The sequence below is a fragment of the Bacillus sp. BC05(2025) genome (assembly GCF_056725905.1).
The window spans coordinates 201,003-216,287 of the sequence record NZ_JBWYRA010000004.1 but is presented as its reverse complement, the minus strand read 5'-3'; the positions used below and the strand labels follow the sequence as shown (position 1 = coordinate 216,287).

Annotated in this window: 17 protein-coding genes; 6 read left to right on the top strand and 11 right to left on the bottom strand. The window is 33.8% G+C overall.

Annotated elements, in window-relative coordinates; genetic code table 11:
* Positions 1-46: 46 nt before the first annotated feature.
* On the bottom strand, positions 47-766 hold the full coding sequence (locus ACZ76X_RS15240) for a 3-ketoacyl-ACP reductase (protein ID WP_000818985.1): 720 nt from the start codon (positions 764-766) through the stop codon (positions 47-49).
* A 191-nt stretch (positions 767-957) separates the two neighbouring features.
* Between ACZ76X_RS15240 and ACZ76X_RS15235 the strand changes: the two genes are divergently transcribed.
* Positions 958-1,545, top strand: a complete 588-nt coding sequence (locus ACZ76X_RS15235; RefSeq protein ID WP_479850878.1) for a DUF3139 domain-containing protein — start codon at positions 958-960, stop codon at positions 1,543-1,545.
* A gap of 36 nt (positions 1,546-1,581) precedes the next feature.
* Here ACZ76X_RS15235 and hitS read toward each other — a convergent pair whose 3' ends face one another.
* From hitS to ACZ76X_RS15220, 3 genes are all read right to left on the bottom strand, one after another.
* Positions 1,582-2,643, bottom strand: coding sequence for an envelope stress sensor histidine kinase HitS (hitS, locus tag ACZ76X_RS15230; RefSeq protein WP_479850877.1), 1,062 nt, complete (start codon positions 2,641-2,643; stop codon positions 1,582-1,584).
* Positions 2,640-3,317, bottom strand: coding sequence for an envelope stress response regulator transcription factor HitR (hitR, locus tag ACZ76X_RS15225; RefSeq protein WP_479850876.1), 678 nt, complete (start codon positions 3,315-3,317; stop codon positions 2,640-2,642). Before hitR ends, hitS begins: the two co-directional genes overlap by 4 nt.
* 88 nt (positions 3,318-3,405) lie before the next feature.
* On the bottom strand, positions 3,406-5,166 hold the full coding sequence (locus ACZ76X_RS15220; RefSeq protein ID WP_479850875.1) for an ABC transporter ATP-binding protein: 1,761 nt from the start codon (positions 5,164-5,166) through the stop codon (positions 3,406-3,408).
* Between the two features lie 240 nt (positions 5,167-5,406).
* Between ACZ76X_RS15220 and ACZ76X_RS15215 the strand changes: the two genes are divergently transcribed.
* Complete coding sequence (locus tag ACZ76X_RS15215) at positions 5,407-6,171, top strand: alpha/beta fold hydrolase (protein WP_479850874.1); 765 nt, start codon at positions 5,407-5,409, stop codon at positions 6,169-6,171.
* A gap of 99 nt (positions 6,172-6,270) precedes the next feature.
* On the opposite strand, the gene entFM is transcribed toward ACZ76X_RS15215, so the two are convergent.
* Positions 6,271-7,554 (bottom strand): enterotoxin EntFM, encoded by a 1,284-nt coding sequence (entFM, locus tag ACZ76X_RS15210; protein WP_479850873.1) that lies wholly within the window; start codon positions 7,552-7,554, stop codon positions 6,271-6,273.
* A 676-nt stretch (positions 7,555-8,230) separates the two neighbouring features.
* On the opposite strand from entFM, the gene ACZ76X_RS15205 reads away from it, so the two are divergent.
* Positions 8,231-8,401: a DNA mismatch repair protein MutT gene (locus ACZ76X_RS15205; RefSeq protein WP_479851165.1), complete on the top strand. Its 171-nt coding sequence runs from the start codon at positions 8,231-8,233 to the stop codon at positions 8,399-8,401.
* 108 nt (positions 8,402-8,509) lie between these two features.
* Here ACZ76X_RS15205 and ACZ76X_RS15200 read toward each other — a convergent pair whose 3' ends face one another.
* Both ACZ76X_RS15200 and ACZ76X_RS15195 read right to left on the bottom strand, forming a co-directional pair.
* A complete protein-coding gene (locus tag ACZ76X_RS15200; protein ID WP_001993708.1) occupies positions 8,510-9,112 on the bottom strand; it encodes a nitroreductase family protein in 603 nt (200 codons plus the stop codon).
* Between the two features lie 242 nt (positions 9,113-9,354).
* Positions 9,355-10,308, bottom strand: a complete 954-nt coding sequence (locus ACZ76X_RS15195) for a D-alanyl-D-alanine carboxypeptidase family protein (protein WP_479850872.1) — start codon at positions 10,306-10,308, stop codon at positions 9,355-9,357.
* A gap of 413 nt (positions 10,309-10,721) precedes the next feature.
* On the opposite strand from ACZ76X_RS15195, the gene ACZ76X_RS15190 reads away from it, so the two are divergent.
* The 3 genes from ACZ76X_RS15190 to ACZ76X_RS15180 all read left to right on the top strand — a co-directional run bounded on the left by ACZ76X_RS15190 (position 10,722) and on the right by ACZ76X_RS15180 (position 12,540).
* Complete coding sequence (locus ACZ76X_RS15190) at positions 10,722-11,723, top strand: S66 family peptidase (protein ID WP_479850871.1); 1,002 nt, start codon at positions 10,722-10,724, stop codon at positions 11,721-11,723.
* 144 nt (positions 11,724-11,867) lie between these two features.
* A complete protein-coding gene (locus ACZ76X_RS15185) occupies positions 11,868-12,209 on the top strand; it encodes an EamA family transporter (protein WP_000805132.1) in 342 nt (113 codons plus the stop codon).
* On the top strand, positions 12,202-12,540 hold the full coding sequence (locus ACZ76X_RS15180; RefSeq protein WP_001089876.1) for an EamA family transporter: 339 nt from the start codon (positions 12,202-12,204) through the stop codon (positions 12,538-12,540). Before ACZ76X_RS15185 ends, ACZ76X_RS15180 begins: the two co-directional genes overlap by 8 nt.
* 44 nt (positions 12,541-12,584) lie before the next feature.
* On the opposite strand, the gene ACZ76X_RS15175 is transcribed toward ACZ76X_RS15180, so the two are convergent.
* The 4 genes from ACZ76X_RS15175 to ACZ76X_RS15160 all read right to left on the bottom strand — a co-directional run bounded on the left by ACZ76X_RS15175 (position 12,585) and on the right by ACZ76X_RS15160 (position 15,279).
* Positions 12,585-13,031 carry a DUF6376 family protein gene (locus ACZ76X_RS15175; RefSeq protein ID WP_098667556.1) on the bottom strand — a complete coding sequence of 149 codons (447 nt, stop codon included), beginning with the start codon at positions 13,029-13,031 and terminating at the stop codon, positions 12,585-12,587.
* 89 nt (positions 13,032-13,120) lie between these two features.
* A complete protein-coding gene (locus ACZ76X_RS15170) occupies positions 13,121-13,342 on the bottom strand; it encodes a hypothetical protein (RefSeq protein WP_063224199.1) in 222 nt (73 codons plus the stop codon).
* Between the two features lie 247 nt (positions 13,343-13,589).
* Positions 13,590-14,156: an acyltransferase gene (locus ACZ76X_RS15165; protein ID WP_479850870.1), complete on the bottom strand. Its 567-nt coding sequence runs from the start codon at positions 14,154-14,156 to the stop codon at positions 13,590-13,592.
* Positions 14,149-15,279, bottom strand: coding sequence for an aminotransferase class I/II-fold pyridoxal phosphate-dependent enzyme (locus ACZ76X_RS15160; protein ID WP_479850869.1), 1,131 nt, complete (start codon positions 15,277-15,279; stop codon positions 14,149-14,151). The genes ACZ76X_RS15165 and ACZ76X_RS15160 overlap by 8 nt, the downstream gene beginning before the upstream one ends.
* Positions 15,280-15,285: the final 6 nt, after the last annotated feature.

Here is a 15,285-nt window from a genome sequence, read left to right as displayed (position 1 = left end):
TCCATTACAGAATAAATATCCCTTCTTTTATTTATACATTTATCCCTTACGGATTAGTAGACCAAAGTCCCGCTGATTTAATAAATGTACGTTTATTTAATTTCAGCTGCGCTACGATAAACTCTGCAATATCTTCTGCTTGCATTACTTTATCAGGATTTCCATCAGTTAATCCTAAATCTACAGCCATGTCAGTTGCTACTGTACTTGGAGTTAAAGCTGTTACACGAATGTTATGTTTACGAACTTCCATCGCTAACGATTCTGTTAAGCCAAGAACACCAAATTTAGAAGCACTATATGCACTTGTTACAGGCGCACCTTTTTGTCCTGCTGTAGATGAAATGTTAATGATATCACCAGATTGTTGTTCAATCATGCTTGGTAAAGCTGCGCGAGTTGCATAGTATACACCCATTAAGTTTACTTGAATGATTTTTTCCCAATCAGCAACGTCTAACTCTAAAAACTTACCGAACTTAGAAATACCAGCGTTATTAATTAAAATATCGATAGATCCTAAACCATTTTTTAACGTCTCAATCGCAGTAGTCACTTCTTCGTATGAAGAAACATCAGCAGTCGCAATAACAGCTTTTACGCCTTCTGCTTCTACTTCTTTCGCTACAGCTTTTAAGTTTTCTTCTGAACGAGCTAAAAGACCGACATTTACGCCCTCTTTCGCTAATGCGATCGCTACAGCACGACCAATCCCTCTACCTGCTCCTGTAATTAAAGCATTTTTGCCTTGTAATAATTCTGCCAAGTATAACACTCCTTAATCATCTCAGTTATGTATTATATTAAAATTGTATCTATGTTTATGTAAAAAGGCAATGATGCACTTTCATGTGCGTAGGTTACTTGTAGGTAACTATAGGGATTTTTTATAATTATCATGTTTTTCCATAATTAGTGTAAAATAGAAATAAACCCCACATAGGAGGGTGTATGTATATGAAAAGAAAAAAGTGGTTCTTGTCACTAACTGCAGTCGGACTATGCATCATATTTTTGGCTATGTACTTTATATTTGGTAATCCACTACATTATAAAGTAATAGAAAAAGATACTAACGAATATCTCCATACTATAAAAGGATATAAGCAAAAAGAAATACAAAGCATAACCGGAAAATATACTCCTCTTTATAATATCGGCTATTATGCAAAAGTCGTATATAAAGACGAACCTTATTTTACATACTCTTATACATACGATAATAATAAAAAAATAATACAAGACAACAGCATTCTAGGAAGACATACTGAATCATATGAAAATCTTAATTTAAACTGGTCATTGTTTGACGAGTTAGTAGACGGTATTCATACAAACTTGCAAGAAAGAGGTTTAAGTGAAAAGAAAGATTATTCTATACGCCATGTTCAATTCGTTGATATCAATGATGATAAAAACGGTGCAGAGGCATATGTTGACTTTAAGAAAGATATAGCATCAGATTACTCATACCGTATGAATAACGAAGGAAAAGCTTATCAATATAGTTGCAGTAACGGGAAATGTGTTTTTAAAGAGAAATAGTGTTAGAAGGGTTTCCTCCTAACACTATTTCTCTTCCTAATTCGGAATACAAACAATAAATTCCGTCCCATTCCCTTCCTCACTCTCGACTTTTATTTCTCCTTGATGTAGGTCTACTACTTTTTTTACTATCGCTAATCCTAAACCGCTTCCTCCGTATGCTCGATTCCGTGAAGAATCAGCTTTAAAAAACCGCTCAAAAATATGTTGTTTCTGTTCTTCAGATATTCCAATTCCCGAATCACGAATACGCACTTCCACTAATGTCTCATATTCTTTTAACTTGATTGAAATCGTACCGCTACTTGGAGTAAATTTAATACTATTATGAATTAAATTAATCCAAACTTGACTCATACTTTCTTGGTCAGCAGTTATTTGCACTTTTTCTAAATCAAGGTCTAATTCAATTTCTTTCTCAGCCCAAAGCGGTTCACTATTTAATACAACTTGTTTTAACTGTTGATCTAATCGATAAGTTACTCTTTCTGGTGTATACTCTTCCGACTCTAAAAGAGTTAATTTCAGTAAATTTTGACTTAATTTAGATAATCTCGTCGTTTCTGTTTCAATAATAGTAAGATAATGCTTTCTTTTTTCCTTAGAAAGATTATCGTCTTGTAGTGCTCTAGCAAATCCTTTTATAGAAGTTAATGGTGACTGTATTTCATGAGAAACATTCGATACAAATTCCTGGCGCATTTTCTCCATTGCGTTTAGTTCATCTGTCATATCATTTATACTTTTTACGAGCACACCAATTTCCCCATCATATTTCTCTTCATTTCGTATTTTTACGGAGAAGTCCCCTTTTGCAATTTTTTGTATTGGTTCAATAATTGTCCAAATCATTGCCTGCCGTTTCGGTCTCATTAATACTGCAATTAATATCCAAAGAAGAATCATAAATATAAAACTGAGTATGTCACTAATGAGATAAGTAACAAAAGGAGAGAGATGTATTGCAAGGGCATCTAATACACTAGATGATACATAAAAAGCTGTAGACCAAATGATAGTAAGAAAAGAAAAGAGGGCTATTATCGCTCCTGTTACTTTCAACATCTTCAACTTACCCATTCGTTTTCTTTTTCTCATTTACTTACCTCTAAGCGATATCCTAAACCCCTTATTGTTTTAATACTAAAATTCGACTTCTCCTCTTGAAACTTCTCACGTAACCGATTTATATGAACATCTAATGTACGTTCATTTCCTTCAAAATCATATCCCCATACATCTTCAATTAATTGCTCTCTCGAACACGTTCTTCCTACTTTAGAACTTAAAGTAAAGAGCAATTCGAATTCTTTTAGCGGTAACGTAACCGTTTGTTCTCCAATTATAACTTCAAATGTTTTACGATTTAACAGTACATTTCCAACTTGAATCGATTGCGACACTGTAATTTGGTAACGTTTCAATAAAGCCTTAACTCTCACTACTAATTCCATCGGATCAAACGGTTTTACAAGATAATCATCCGTGCCAAGGTGGAATCCTTTTACTTTTTGAGACGTTTCCCCTTTAGCCGTTAACATCAAAATCGGAATATCATAGTACTTTCTTAATTCAAAACATAAATCAAATCCATCCATATTCGGCATCATAATATCGAGAATAACCATATCAACTTTCACTTCGTCTATTTTCTGAAGTGCATCTAGTCCATCAATTGCCTCATATGTTTGAAAGCCTTCCCGCTCTAAAAATACAGAAACGAGTTCTCTAATATGTGGATCGTCATCTACTATTAAAATTTTTGGTATCAAAGAAGCCATCTCCTTTCTACGTAGCATCTTTTATATAACTTTTAAAAATGAATCATCAGCGGAGTATAAGCTCCACTGATGATTCATTTTATAATGCCGCCTCTTTAATTTTCAATTGTTGCGTTGCAAATTCACGATACATATCATGCGTTTGTAGTAATTCATCATGCGTACCACTTCCTGTAAGATTCCCTTTTTCAATAAAGATAATTTTATCTGCATCTACAACAGTAGAAAGTCTATGTGCAATAACTAACGTTGTTCTTCCTTTCATTAAGTTATTTAATGCCTTTTGAACGACGGACTCGGACTTACTATCTAAACTTGAAGTTGCCTCATCTAACATAAGAATTTGCGGGTTTCGAAGTAATGCTCGGGCAATTGCAATTCGTTGTCTTTGTCCTCCAGAAAGCTTCACACCACGTTCTCCAACTTCTGTTGCATATCCATTCGGTAAGTCATGAATAAATGCATCAACATATGCCATCGCTGCTACTTTTTCAATTTCTTCACCTGTCACTTCACCCTCAACACCGTAACAAATATTATCACGAATCGTTCCATCAATTAACGGACTATCTTGTGATACGTAACCGATTTGACGTCGCCATGATTGTAGTGAATAACTCTTAATTGAATCTTTTCCTAATTTAATGGCACCGCTAGTTGGTTCATAAAAACGTTCTAATAATGAGAATAACGTCGTTTTCCCGCTACCACTTGGTCCTACGATCGCTGTTACTTTTCCTGATTCAATTGTGAAATCAATATTCTTTAACACTTGCTCTTCTTCGTTATACTCGAAATGAACATTTTCAAGAACGATTGGCTGCTTAGCATTTGTGACTTTCACACCTGTTTCATGATCTTCTACTTCATATTCTAAAATTGTATTAATTCTTTCCGTTGCACCAATTGCCTTTTGGAATTGTGTAAAGAACATAGATAATTGACTCATCGGCATTATAATTTGAACTAAATATAAAATAAACGCTACAAGTTCACCTGTAGTTAATGCACCGCTAGAAACACGCATTCCACCATACCCTACGATAATAACAAGCAATGCCATTAAAACAAACGACATAACTGGTGAAATTAACGCTTGCACTTTTCCTTCTTTCAAACCAAATTGCAATAACTTTTCGATACCTTTATTTCCAGTTTCATATTCTCTTTTTTCTGTGTTCGAAGATTTTACTAAACGAATTTCTGATAACACTTGTGTTAATACACTAGTAAAAGAAGCCGTTTCATCTTGAAGTGCTTTTGAAATCTTATACATTTTTCGTCCAAGTGGAACTAAAATAAGTACTGATAATGGAATAACCGTTAAAAGTAAAAGTGTCATTTTCCAATCTAAAACAAATAGTACAATTAAAGATCCGACAATTGAAATACCACCTGTTAATAAGTTTGACAAATGCTCAGAAATTAACGTTTTCACAACTCCTGTATCATTTGTCATACGACTAATTGTATCGCCTGTTCTATTTTGATCATAATAAGTTACCGGTAAAATAAGGACCTTTTTCCACAAACGTTCTCTCAGTCCAGCTACAATCTTCTGTCCTATATAATTTAATAAATATATAGATAATCCTGCAGCTATAGTTTGCATAATAAAGAATGCAACTAGCCCAGCAATTTGCCCTGTACTAATTGACGAAAGTGAAAAATTATCTACTAACCCTTTCGTTAACATCGGAATAAATAAACTTGCTCCTGTAGAAAGTAAACTCATAAATAACGCAAAAATTAATATTCCTTTCGGAGGATTTGTATCTTGAATAAGGCGTAAAAACTGCCTCCAGCTCCCTTTTTTCTTCATTTCATTTTTAACTTCCATTCCTGTTCATCTCCTTGTGTTAAACCAAACTGTTCTTTCTAAAAGTAGAATACAATACGAATGTAAACTGAATGTAAACACACTTTTTCTATTTTTACAAAATATACATACAAACGTATCTTTACAACATATATAAACATCTGATATTATTACCTAGTGCTAAATATTATTCTATGTGAATGATAAATAATCAATTTACAATACTATATAAATCTCCCGTTATTGAAAGGAGTATCCTTTTTGCAAACAAATATACATTCCGAAAAGGAAACAATTATTTTTATTCATGGATTAGTCGGCAATCGTCGTGCCTTCAAAAAAGAGCATAAACGATTTTCCGCCTCTTACAACGTTATTACTTATGACTTATTAGGTCACGGCGATGATAAAGGAGAAGCTATCGAATTTTCATTACAGCGTCTCGTAGATCAATTATTGAATTTATACGAAAAAGAAGGCATTCAAAAGGCTCATATTTGTGCTTTAAGCTACGGCTGTTATATTTCTACTATTTTTGCACAAATGCATCCAGAAAAAGTTTTGAGCATTTGTCATATTGGCGGACATTATAATAACCCTTCCATTTTATATAACGTATTTCAAAAATTTTGGGAGAAGCGAGGAGACGATTACTCTAAATGGCTCTCTCAATACGCAAATACCATTTTTCCAAGTGGCATACTAAAAGTAAATCCGTTCGCAGTCATTTCAAGAAATATTTATTACCGTTTCGGATTGCAATTACATTCATCAATTATTGCCCAATCATTACGACACCGATTAGAATTCGATTTGAAATCTAAATTAAAATCACTTCCCCACCCTATTCTATGGGTAATGGGTGAACATGATCATCTCTATAAATCTTGCCTTTTTGATTTAAAGTCTATTCTTCCAAACGTTTTATATAAAGAAATACCGCTTGCAGGACATGCAGCTAACTTGTTTCGTCCGAACTACTTTCATGACCTATACGCTCGATTTTTAAATGGGAAGTTACAGTAAAAACTACTACACTCCCCAGTTTATCCAACTATAAAAAGGCTTCCCAAGTTTCCCTGGAAAGCCTTTTCTCTATACAAAAAGTATATAAACTACTTTTTCTTAGTATGCTTTTGTGTAACCTAATAGGTGCTTGCTCCAGTAAGAGTTACTTACAGAACTAATACGTACACCAGTTGCATCAGTTTCTGCACTAATGAACTGACCGTTTCCTAAGTAAACACCCATGTGAGAAGGACCTGATTTATAAGTATTTTGGAAGTATACTAAATCACCTGGTTGTGGATTGCTAGTTTTTGTTTTAGAGCTCCAGTATCCAGCAACTGTTTGACGAGCACCTTTGTGACCAGTTTGATTTAATACGTAGTGAATGAATCCACTGCAGTCAAAACCAGCAGGTGTTGTACCAGCAGTTCTGTATGGTGAACCATTTAAAGATCTAGCGAATCCAGCGATTGAAGATGTATCTCCACCTGTTGTTGGTTTTTGTACGTCTTTACCTGGTTGTTGAACGTTATTTGTAACGTTATTGTTATTTGTAACGTTGTTTACTCCGCCTTTTACAAACTTAACGAAGTCTGCACTTACGTAACCTGTACGGCCGTTATGGTTAATTTTGTACCAACCATTTTCAGCGCCAGTAACGTTTAATACTGTACCGTTTGTTACACCACCGATTACAGCGTTGTATGTAGCTGGGCCTGTACGTACTTTTAAAGCACCAGTGTTAACAACATAAGAACCACCAGTTTGAACTGTAGTAGTATTGTTGTTATTTGTAGTTGGTTGTTGTGTTTGGTTAGATACAGCAGAACCACCTTTTGTTACGAAGTCTTTGCTTACGTATCCAGTTCCACCATTGAAGTTGATTTTAAACCAATCTTGTACTTCTCCAACAACTTGTACTGTTTTACCTTTATTTACAGAGCCTAATACTGTATGAGATGTACTTGGGCCTGTACGTACGTTTAGTGAAGAAACGTTTACTGTGTAAGTACCAGTTCCTTGTTGAACAGTAGTTCCTGTTTTACCACCAGTCGTTACGAAGTCACCACTTACATAACCAGTTTGGCCGTTTACAGTTACTTTGAACCAACCGTTTTCTTGTCCAATTACTTGTAGTACTTGACCTGATTTCACTTTAGAAATCACGCTATGTCCTGTACCAGCACCTGAACGAACATTTAATACATCAGCATTTACTGTGTATTTTAAGTCAGATTTTGTTTCTACAGTTTTTGTTTCAGTTACAGTCGTTTGATTTTGAGTTTGTCCATTAATTTCTTTTAGCGCCTCGTTTGAAACTTGTGCCTGAGCAGAATCCATACCTGGAACTGCAACACCCACTACAGAAGCTGCTGCTAAACCTGCAATTACTTTTTTCATAAGTTGTCTTTACTTCCTTTCCCTACTATCCTCTTTAAAAAAATTATAAACTTAATACTTTACAATATTATTAAAGTAAAATATTCATCAAGTTCCATTTTTTAACAAGAGTTTTATTTTTCACACAGAGTTCATTTTAAACGAATGAAGTGAAATCCGTGTGAACTTCATGTGAACTTTACCATTAAACTTACTGTTTTAGCAATGTTTTTTTCAAATTTCTTATGTATTTCATTGAAAATTCGACATTCCATTTATTATCTTAATATGCATTATCCTATCTCCCCGGAAAAACTCTATTAATCTAATACAATGCAAAGAGTCTATCTCTTAGTAAAGTCACCTCTATGAAGCATACTCTTATCATGACAAAAAATGCTTTTTTTATCAATAGCATAGTATTTTTAGAAAACTATTTCCGATACTATCTATCGCTTTTAAAAGATTTGACGATTTGTAAGATTTATCTTCAAAAATTCTGTTCTAATTTGACGAAAGTACACATTCCGCTACCCATTTTTAACCGTCTATGGAATTTATAGGGTATTTATATTATCATATATATAGTAACGTTTTAATCTATACACATTTTATTTACCATACACGGAAAGCAATTGAATTTTAAGATGAGAGTTTTATTGCTTGCAAATAGTGGAATCAAAAGGGAGGCATATTTATAAAAAACATAATAGATAATCCTATAAATAAAAATATAGAACTGTACTATGCTTTTTTTCAATTCATTTCAATTATTACCTTACAAAAAATATCAACTATTGAAACACGTAAAAAAGAATTAAAAAATCAGATGAAAAATTCCTATCAAAAAAATCCTTACTACTTATAAAAAGGTGAACAGGTTGTATCCCTGTTCACCTTTTTATAAGTGGCAAAAACCCGATTGGTTCAACTAATAATTAGTGGGGGATAAACAATTCCCCCACTCGTTCCTACATTATTTATAAATTTTCACACGGTTTTCTAAAGGCTGGTATTCTTTTTCACCTGCAGGTACAACCGGTTTACCAAACGGCATTTGCGCAATAAGCTTCCAATTTTCTGGAACTCCCCATTCTTTTCTCACTTCTTCATCAATTAACGGATTGTAATGTTGCAATGTAGCACCAAATCCTTCAATTTCTAAAGCTGTCCAAATTGCAAATTGTAACATTCCAGAGGATTGCTGAGACCAAATTGGAAAGTTCTCTTTGTATAATGCAAATTTTTCTTGCAGTTCTTCCACCACTTCACTATCTTCGAAGTATAGAACTGTTCCATAACCACTTTTAAATGCATTCATTTTTTCTTCCGTAGAAGCGAAGTTATTTTCAGGTACAATTTTTCGTAACGTTTCTTTCGTAATATCCCATAACTTATCGTGTTGTTCTCCAAGCAAGACGACAACGCGAGCGCTCTGAGAGTTAAAAGCTGAAGGTGTATGTTTTACAGCATGATAAATCACTTCTTGAATTTTTTCATCAGAAACTACTTGTTCTTTACTAATTGCGTAAATAGATCTTCTGTCTTCAATTGCTGAGTAAAAATCTTTTGCCATCATAATTCCCTCCAATTTTCATTTGAGGCTTTTTCCTATGTACACATCATATGCCCCTCAAAACTTATCATTAATAAGTTTCTAACTTTATAATATAAACAAGCAATAATAAACTCAAATAATAACACTCACATTTTTACCTTTTTACTTTATTAGTGCTAAAAAATAAAAGGCAATTTGTTGTTACCGATAGTACGTAACAACAAATTGCCTTTCTTATATGATGATACAACTCAATATTTTACTTAATTAACTAAGCCAAACGCATAAGACATTAGCTTATTCGTCTCTGTAAAACGCTTTGTTTTACCTTTTGTTCCCATAACAACTGTAATAATACGAGTATTACCTTGTTTTGCTGTACCCGTAAAACAATACCCTGCGCTATCTGTGAATCCTGTTTTTAATCCGTCTATTCCTTCTATATATAAAGCTTTATTATTTTTATTTAACATATCATTTGTACTTATAACATTAATATTATTAAATGCTAATTGACTTTGACGTAAGTGAGTCACTTCTAATATTTCTGGGTAATCTTTTATAAGATGATACGCCAAGTTTGCTACATCACCAGCCGTCATTTTTGTTTCACTTCCATCTGGCTCTTGTAATCCAGAAGCATTTGCAAATTTAGCATGTTCCGACATTTTTAACTGTTTCGCTTTTGCATCCATAAGCTGAACGAAATCTTTCTCCGATTTTGCCATATGTTCTGCTAATGCCACAGCTGCATTATTAGCTGACTCAATCATTAATGCATGATATAAATCTTTAACAGTTAATGTGTCATTAACTTGTACTGGGATTCTCGCTCCCTCTGTTTGTGCCGCCTTCGCACTCATTTTAACTGGATCTTCCCAGCGAACTTTCCCGTTATGTATACTCTCTAGTAGGAGATACGCTGTCATCATCTTAGACATACTAGCTGGTGCAAAAGCTTCATTTTCATTATATTGATAAATAATATCTCCATCACTCGCATCGATAATCATAGCCGCTTTTGCGTTAATTTCTGGTGGGATGTACTTTGGCGGGACTACTTTTTCAGTAAATCCTGCTTTAGGTAGTTCTGCCACTTGCAAAGGTTGTCCCTCTACATTCGCTACGCTCTTTTGATTTCCTTGGAATAAGAACCAACATATCCCTAAAATAATGACTAATAGGACTGTCATCCTTCCCCATCTTAACCGATTCATTTCAAAACTCCTTTAGCAAACCTTTTATACACTCACATTTAACCTTAACAATAATTCCTTTATACAGTCAAGGCAAAAAGGTATATTTATTCATATAAAGCAATGATTATTTTAATTTATTTATGTTAAACTTACAATATTAAAACATAAGAATATTCAATAATAAAATCTCGTAAATAAAGCAAAACTTTAATCAGCCCCACCAATCGGGCTACCCGTCAAATAGCGAGATAAAGTGAAACTTTAATCAGTGGGGGTTTTCTTCATCCCCCACTGATTATTAGTTGAACCAATCGGACTTTTATGGGCAGTTGATCCCCCACCTAAATTCTTTACTTTTCCTGAATTTTGAGGTGGGGGTCTTACTGCCCATTAAAGCGGGATAAATTATTTAATAGAAGGGATTCATACAAATGCTACTTCCAAAATCATTAAAATACGGAGACACAATTGGGATCTACTCCCCTTCTTCACCAGTAACCTACACTTCTCCAAAAAGATTTGAACGAGCAAAATCTTACTTACAACAGAAAGGGTTTCATATATTAGAAGGTTCCTTAACAGGCCGATATGATTTCTATCGTTCGGGTAGTATACAAGAGCGTGCTGAGGAACTGAATGCTTTAATAAGAAATCCTAATGTTTCTTGTATCATGTCAACAATTGGTGGCATGAATTCAAATTCAATATTACCTTATATTGATTATGATGCTTTTCTAAATAACCCTAAAATAATGATTGGGTATTCAGATGCAACTGCTTTATTACTAGGAATGTACGCCAAAACAGGAATCCCTACATTTTATGGACCCGCTCTCGTCCCTTCCTTTGGCGAATTTGAGCCTTTTGTTGATTGCACATACAAATATTTTGCTGAAACTTTACTACATAATCAATCTCTTCCTTATCATATAAAACAACCATTATTTTGGTCAGATGAATTTATTAATTGGGAAGAAAAGACGAAGGAGAAAGAACTTCGACCAAACGATTGGATTTCAGTAATTGCTGGAAAAGCTACTGGTCGTATTATTGGCGGGAATTTAAACACGATACAAGGAATTTTGGGTAGCCCCTATATGCCACATATTCAAGAAGGCGATATTCTCTTTATTGAGGACAGTTCAAAAGATGCAGCTACTATCGAAAGAAGCTTTTCATTCCTTAAAATTAACGGTGTATTCGATAAAATTTCAGGTATCATTCTTGGAAAGCATGAGCAATTTGATGATTGTGGTACAAATCGAAAACCTTTTGAAATACTATTAGAAGTACTTCAAAATCAAAGAATTCCTTTTCTAGCCGACTTCGATTGTTGTCATACACATCCAATGATCACCATGCCTATCGGTGTTCAAGTAGAGTTGGATGCAACAAATAAAACGATACATATTGTAGAACCTTGGAAAAAATGAATGCATGGCTTCTATTGTTTTACAATAAAAGCCATGATACTATATAATTTGGAATGTGAATGGTTAAACAAAATACGTTCCAATATCTATTATTAGGGAAAGATAGATATAAATATATATTTATATGTAAAAGAGAGTGAATAAATGAAACCAACTATTAAAAATTACGTATTTTTACATGTAGCTTTTTTGATATATTCTATCATTGTAGTTTACATGAAATGGGCAGCTAAGTTTCCCATTGCTTCCATCTCATTTTTTATTGCTTATTTCGGACTAGTTGTACTTTTATTCGGATATGCAATTTTATGGCAACAAGTAATTAAGCATTTCGAAATATCAAAAGCATATTCACATCGCGGAATTATTATACTGTGGTCAATGCTTTGGTCAGTAGTTCTATTTGGAGATACGATACAGTGGAATCATTTACTTGGTGCGGCTATTATTATCGTCGGAATTGTGGTGGTGACAAAAGATGAATAGTTATATGTTGTTATTGATCTTTGGAATCGTATTGGCCAATTACTCACAAATTTTATTAAAAAAGGCTACTTTACAGCAATATGATTCTAAATTAAAAGAATATGTAAATCCATATGTAATCATCGGTTACTCTTTATTTGTACTTAACGCAGGATTCAATATTATTGCCTTAAAGGGACTGACAATAAATCAAGTCTCTGCATTAGAATCATTAAGTTATATCATCATATTAATTTTCGGTTGGTATTTTTTAGGTGAAAAAGTAACCAAAAGAAAAGTAATTGGGAATACTATCATTTTAATGGGTGTTGTGGTGTATTTTATTAAGTAATCTCTTATACAAAAAGCTCCGTTTATCACAAACGGAGCTTTTTACTATTGACCTAAATTTTGCACCTTATCTTTCAAATCTCGAACTTGATCTACCGTCTGCATAAGCTCAGAGTTTTTAAATTGCTCTACATCCACTTTTCCTTCTTCTATCTTTGTCATCGCCGTATCAATTAACGTATTTAACTTTTCGTTATATCCGACAATTTGCTGATGAAGATCCTTTGCTACATCAGGTGGCGTTAATTCATTGAATGCAGGTATGTCTTGTTTAATTTCACTAAGCTTCGTTTCTAATTCTTTTCGAGCCTCGCTATCATTAACAGCCTTTTCTGCTAATGCTGGTGCATCATTTGCAAATGCACTTATTTCATTTACATAGCCTGTCGCTTTTTGAGCATAATCTATGGAGTTCTTTCCTTGTTCTACTAGTGAACATCCCATTAATCCAATTGAGACTATACATGCTAATAAAATTGATTTTATTTTCATTGTAGGCTCCCTTCATTTTTATAATTGTCTGCAATTTTTTCTATCATAACTTCTAGCTAAATTACTTAAAACCTTTTTCAAATAGCTATTTATCCTCTTACATGCCCGATTACAGTTACAACATCTATTTCTATATGTACGCTAATAATATCTTCAATTATATCCATATATCCTTGTCCTATAGCTGTTCCGTAGTGTAATGTAAGCCCCTTCTTTTCATACACTGACTTTGGCACTGAAAAAATAAATCTCCTCAAGTTCCTTTCATCAGCTGGTTCCATAATTAAAACAATCCCATCCTCATCAAACATATACGCTCGCCCTCCAACTTTACATTCACTATGGCTCAGTATTGCCTTGGTCAGCAAAATTTAAAACATAATAAATTAAGATACATTCTGCTTTATCATAAAGTGAAACTTTAATCAGCCCTCACCAATCGGTTTTTTACTGGCGGCGAGTCCCCCACCTAACTTCTTTGCTTTTGCTGAATTTTGAGGTAGGGGTCTTACTGCCCATTAAAGTGGGATAAAAATAAAAAGCATTCATTCTTTTTTATTAAGAATGGATGCTTTTTAAAAAATCAATTTCTAACTCTAGCATCTTTTTTTGACGAGGTTTTACTTTTCTTACGGGAACTCCCGCATAAATATACCAATCATCTAAACTCTCTTTTACCATACTCATCGCACCGACTGCCGTACCTTCTCCTATAGTTACATTTGGAAAAATAATAGAATTAGCACCAATAATCGCATGTTTTTTTAAAATAACTTTTTCTGTTTTCACATTCCTATATTGACTCGGAACAGTTGGTCCCATTAAAGTATTTCCACTGAAATCATCAAGTACTGCATATACGATTGTTTTAGCTGAGATATTTGCAAAATCATGCATTTCAATCCCAACTTCCCCTCCATATAACGCTGTATACGTTGATATATGCGAATAACTTCCAATTTTAATTTTGCCACTTAAAATGCAAAAATCATCAATCCTTACATGATTACCTACTGATATAACACTTGGATTATATATACTTGCTTTTTTACTAATCAATACATTCTTCCCAATTGATAAAAATCCAATTTTCTTTAGCTCTTCTTGGCTATAAAAACTATTCATCTGCCCACACCGCCCTCTGACCTAAACATCTTACAATTTGTTCTACTATTTCTTTCGTCATTCCTTCCCATAAAGGTAAACTTACTATTCGTTTTGCTATTTTATTCGTTTCTATTAAATCTGTAGATTTATAATTTCTAAAAAGAACTTGTTGATGGCAAGATGGCGAAAAGTATAATCTAGCCTCTATTTTCTGTTTTTTCAGGTCTTCTATTACTTGTTTGTTGCGAACTTCTTCTGGACAAAGAATAGGCATAAATTGTTGAATAACTGCGTCTGTTTTTTGGAGTTGCCACCCTTTTTTTATGAATCCATTACTTTGTAACAACTGTTTATACCATTCAGAAATACGGGTGCGTTCTTTTAATTTTTCATCCCATTTTTTCATAGTTGCAATCCCAATAGCGGCTGCATATTCAGACATTTTACAATTAAAGCCCATCATCGTACATTCACGATTTTTATCAAATCCGAAATTACCCATCCTTTTAATACAGTGTATATCTTCTTCGTTTTTACTATATATAAGCCCTCCTTCACCAATTCCGAAAGGCTTTGTTGCATGAAAACTATATACGATCATTCCACTAAAACCCTGTCCATAATGCATACTTCCATTCATTAATCCGAATCCCGGTGCCGCATCTACGACAACCGGAACACCCTTCTTCTCTAATTCTTCATATTCTTCTAAGTTCATCCATGATCCAAACGTTGCGTACGGGACAACAATCGCAACCTCTTCTTTTAATTCTTCAATCTTATCCAAAAGTACTGTTTTATCCATATACCAATCATCTATTGAAATATCAATAAAATAAGGTTCCAATCCACACCAAATAGCTGCTAATGGAGTCGCAGGGAATGTAAAACTAGGCATGAGGGCATACTTTCCTTTTTTTCTTTTCTTAAGTTGAATGGCCGCCATTAACCCTAACGTTGCGTTTGCTACTGTTGTAACAGCTCCCCTGTTCTGAAAAAAATCCGACATAATCGTTTCCTCAAAACGTTGATTTATAGGTCCATAATTCGTATATATATGAGATGTATCAATTTCCTTCAATTCTTCCAAATACTCAATTACAGGTACAGTTGAAGCACGTAAAAAAGGAATATTCTCCATATCTAT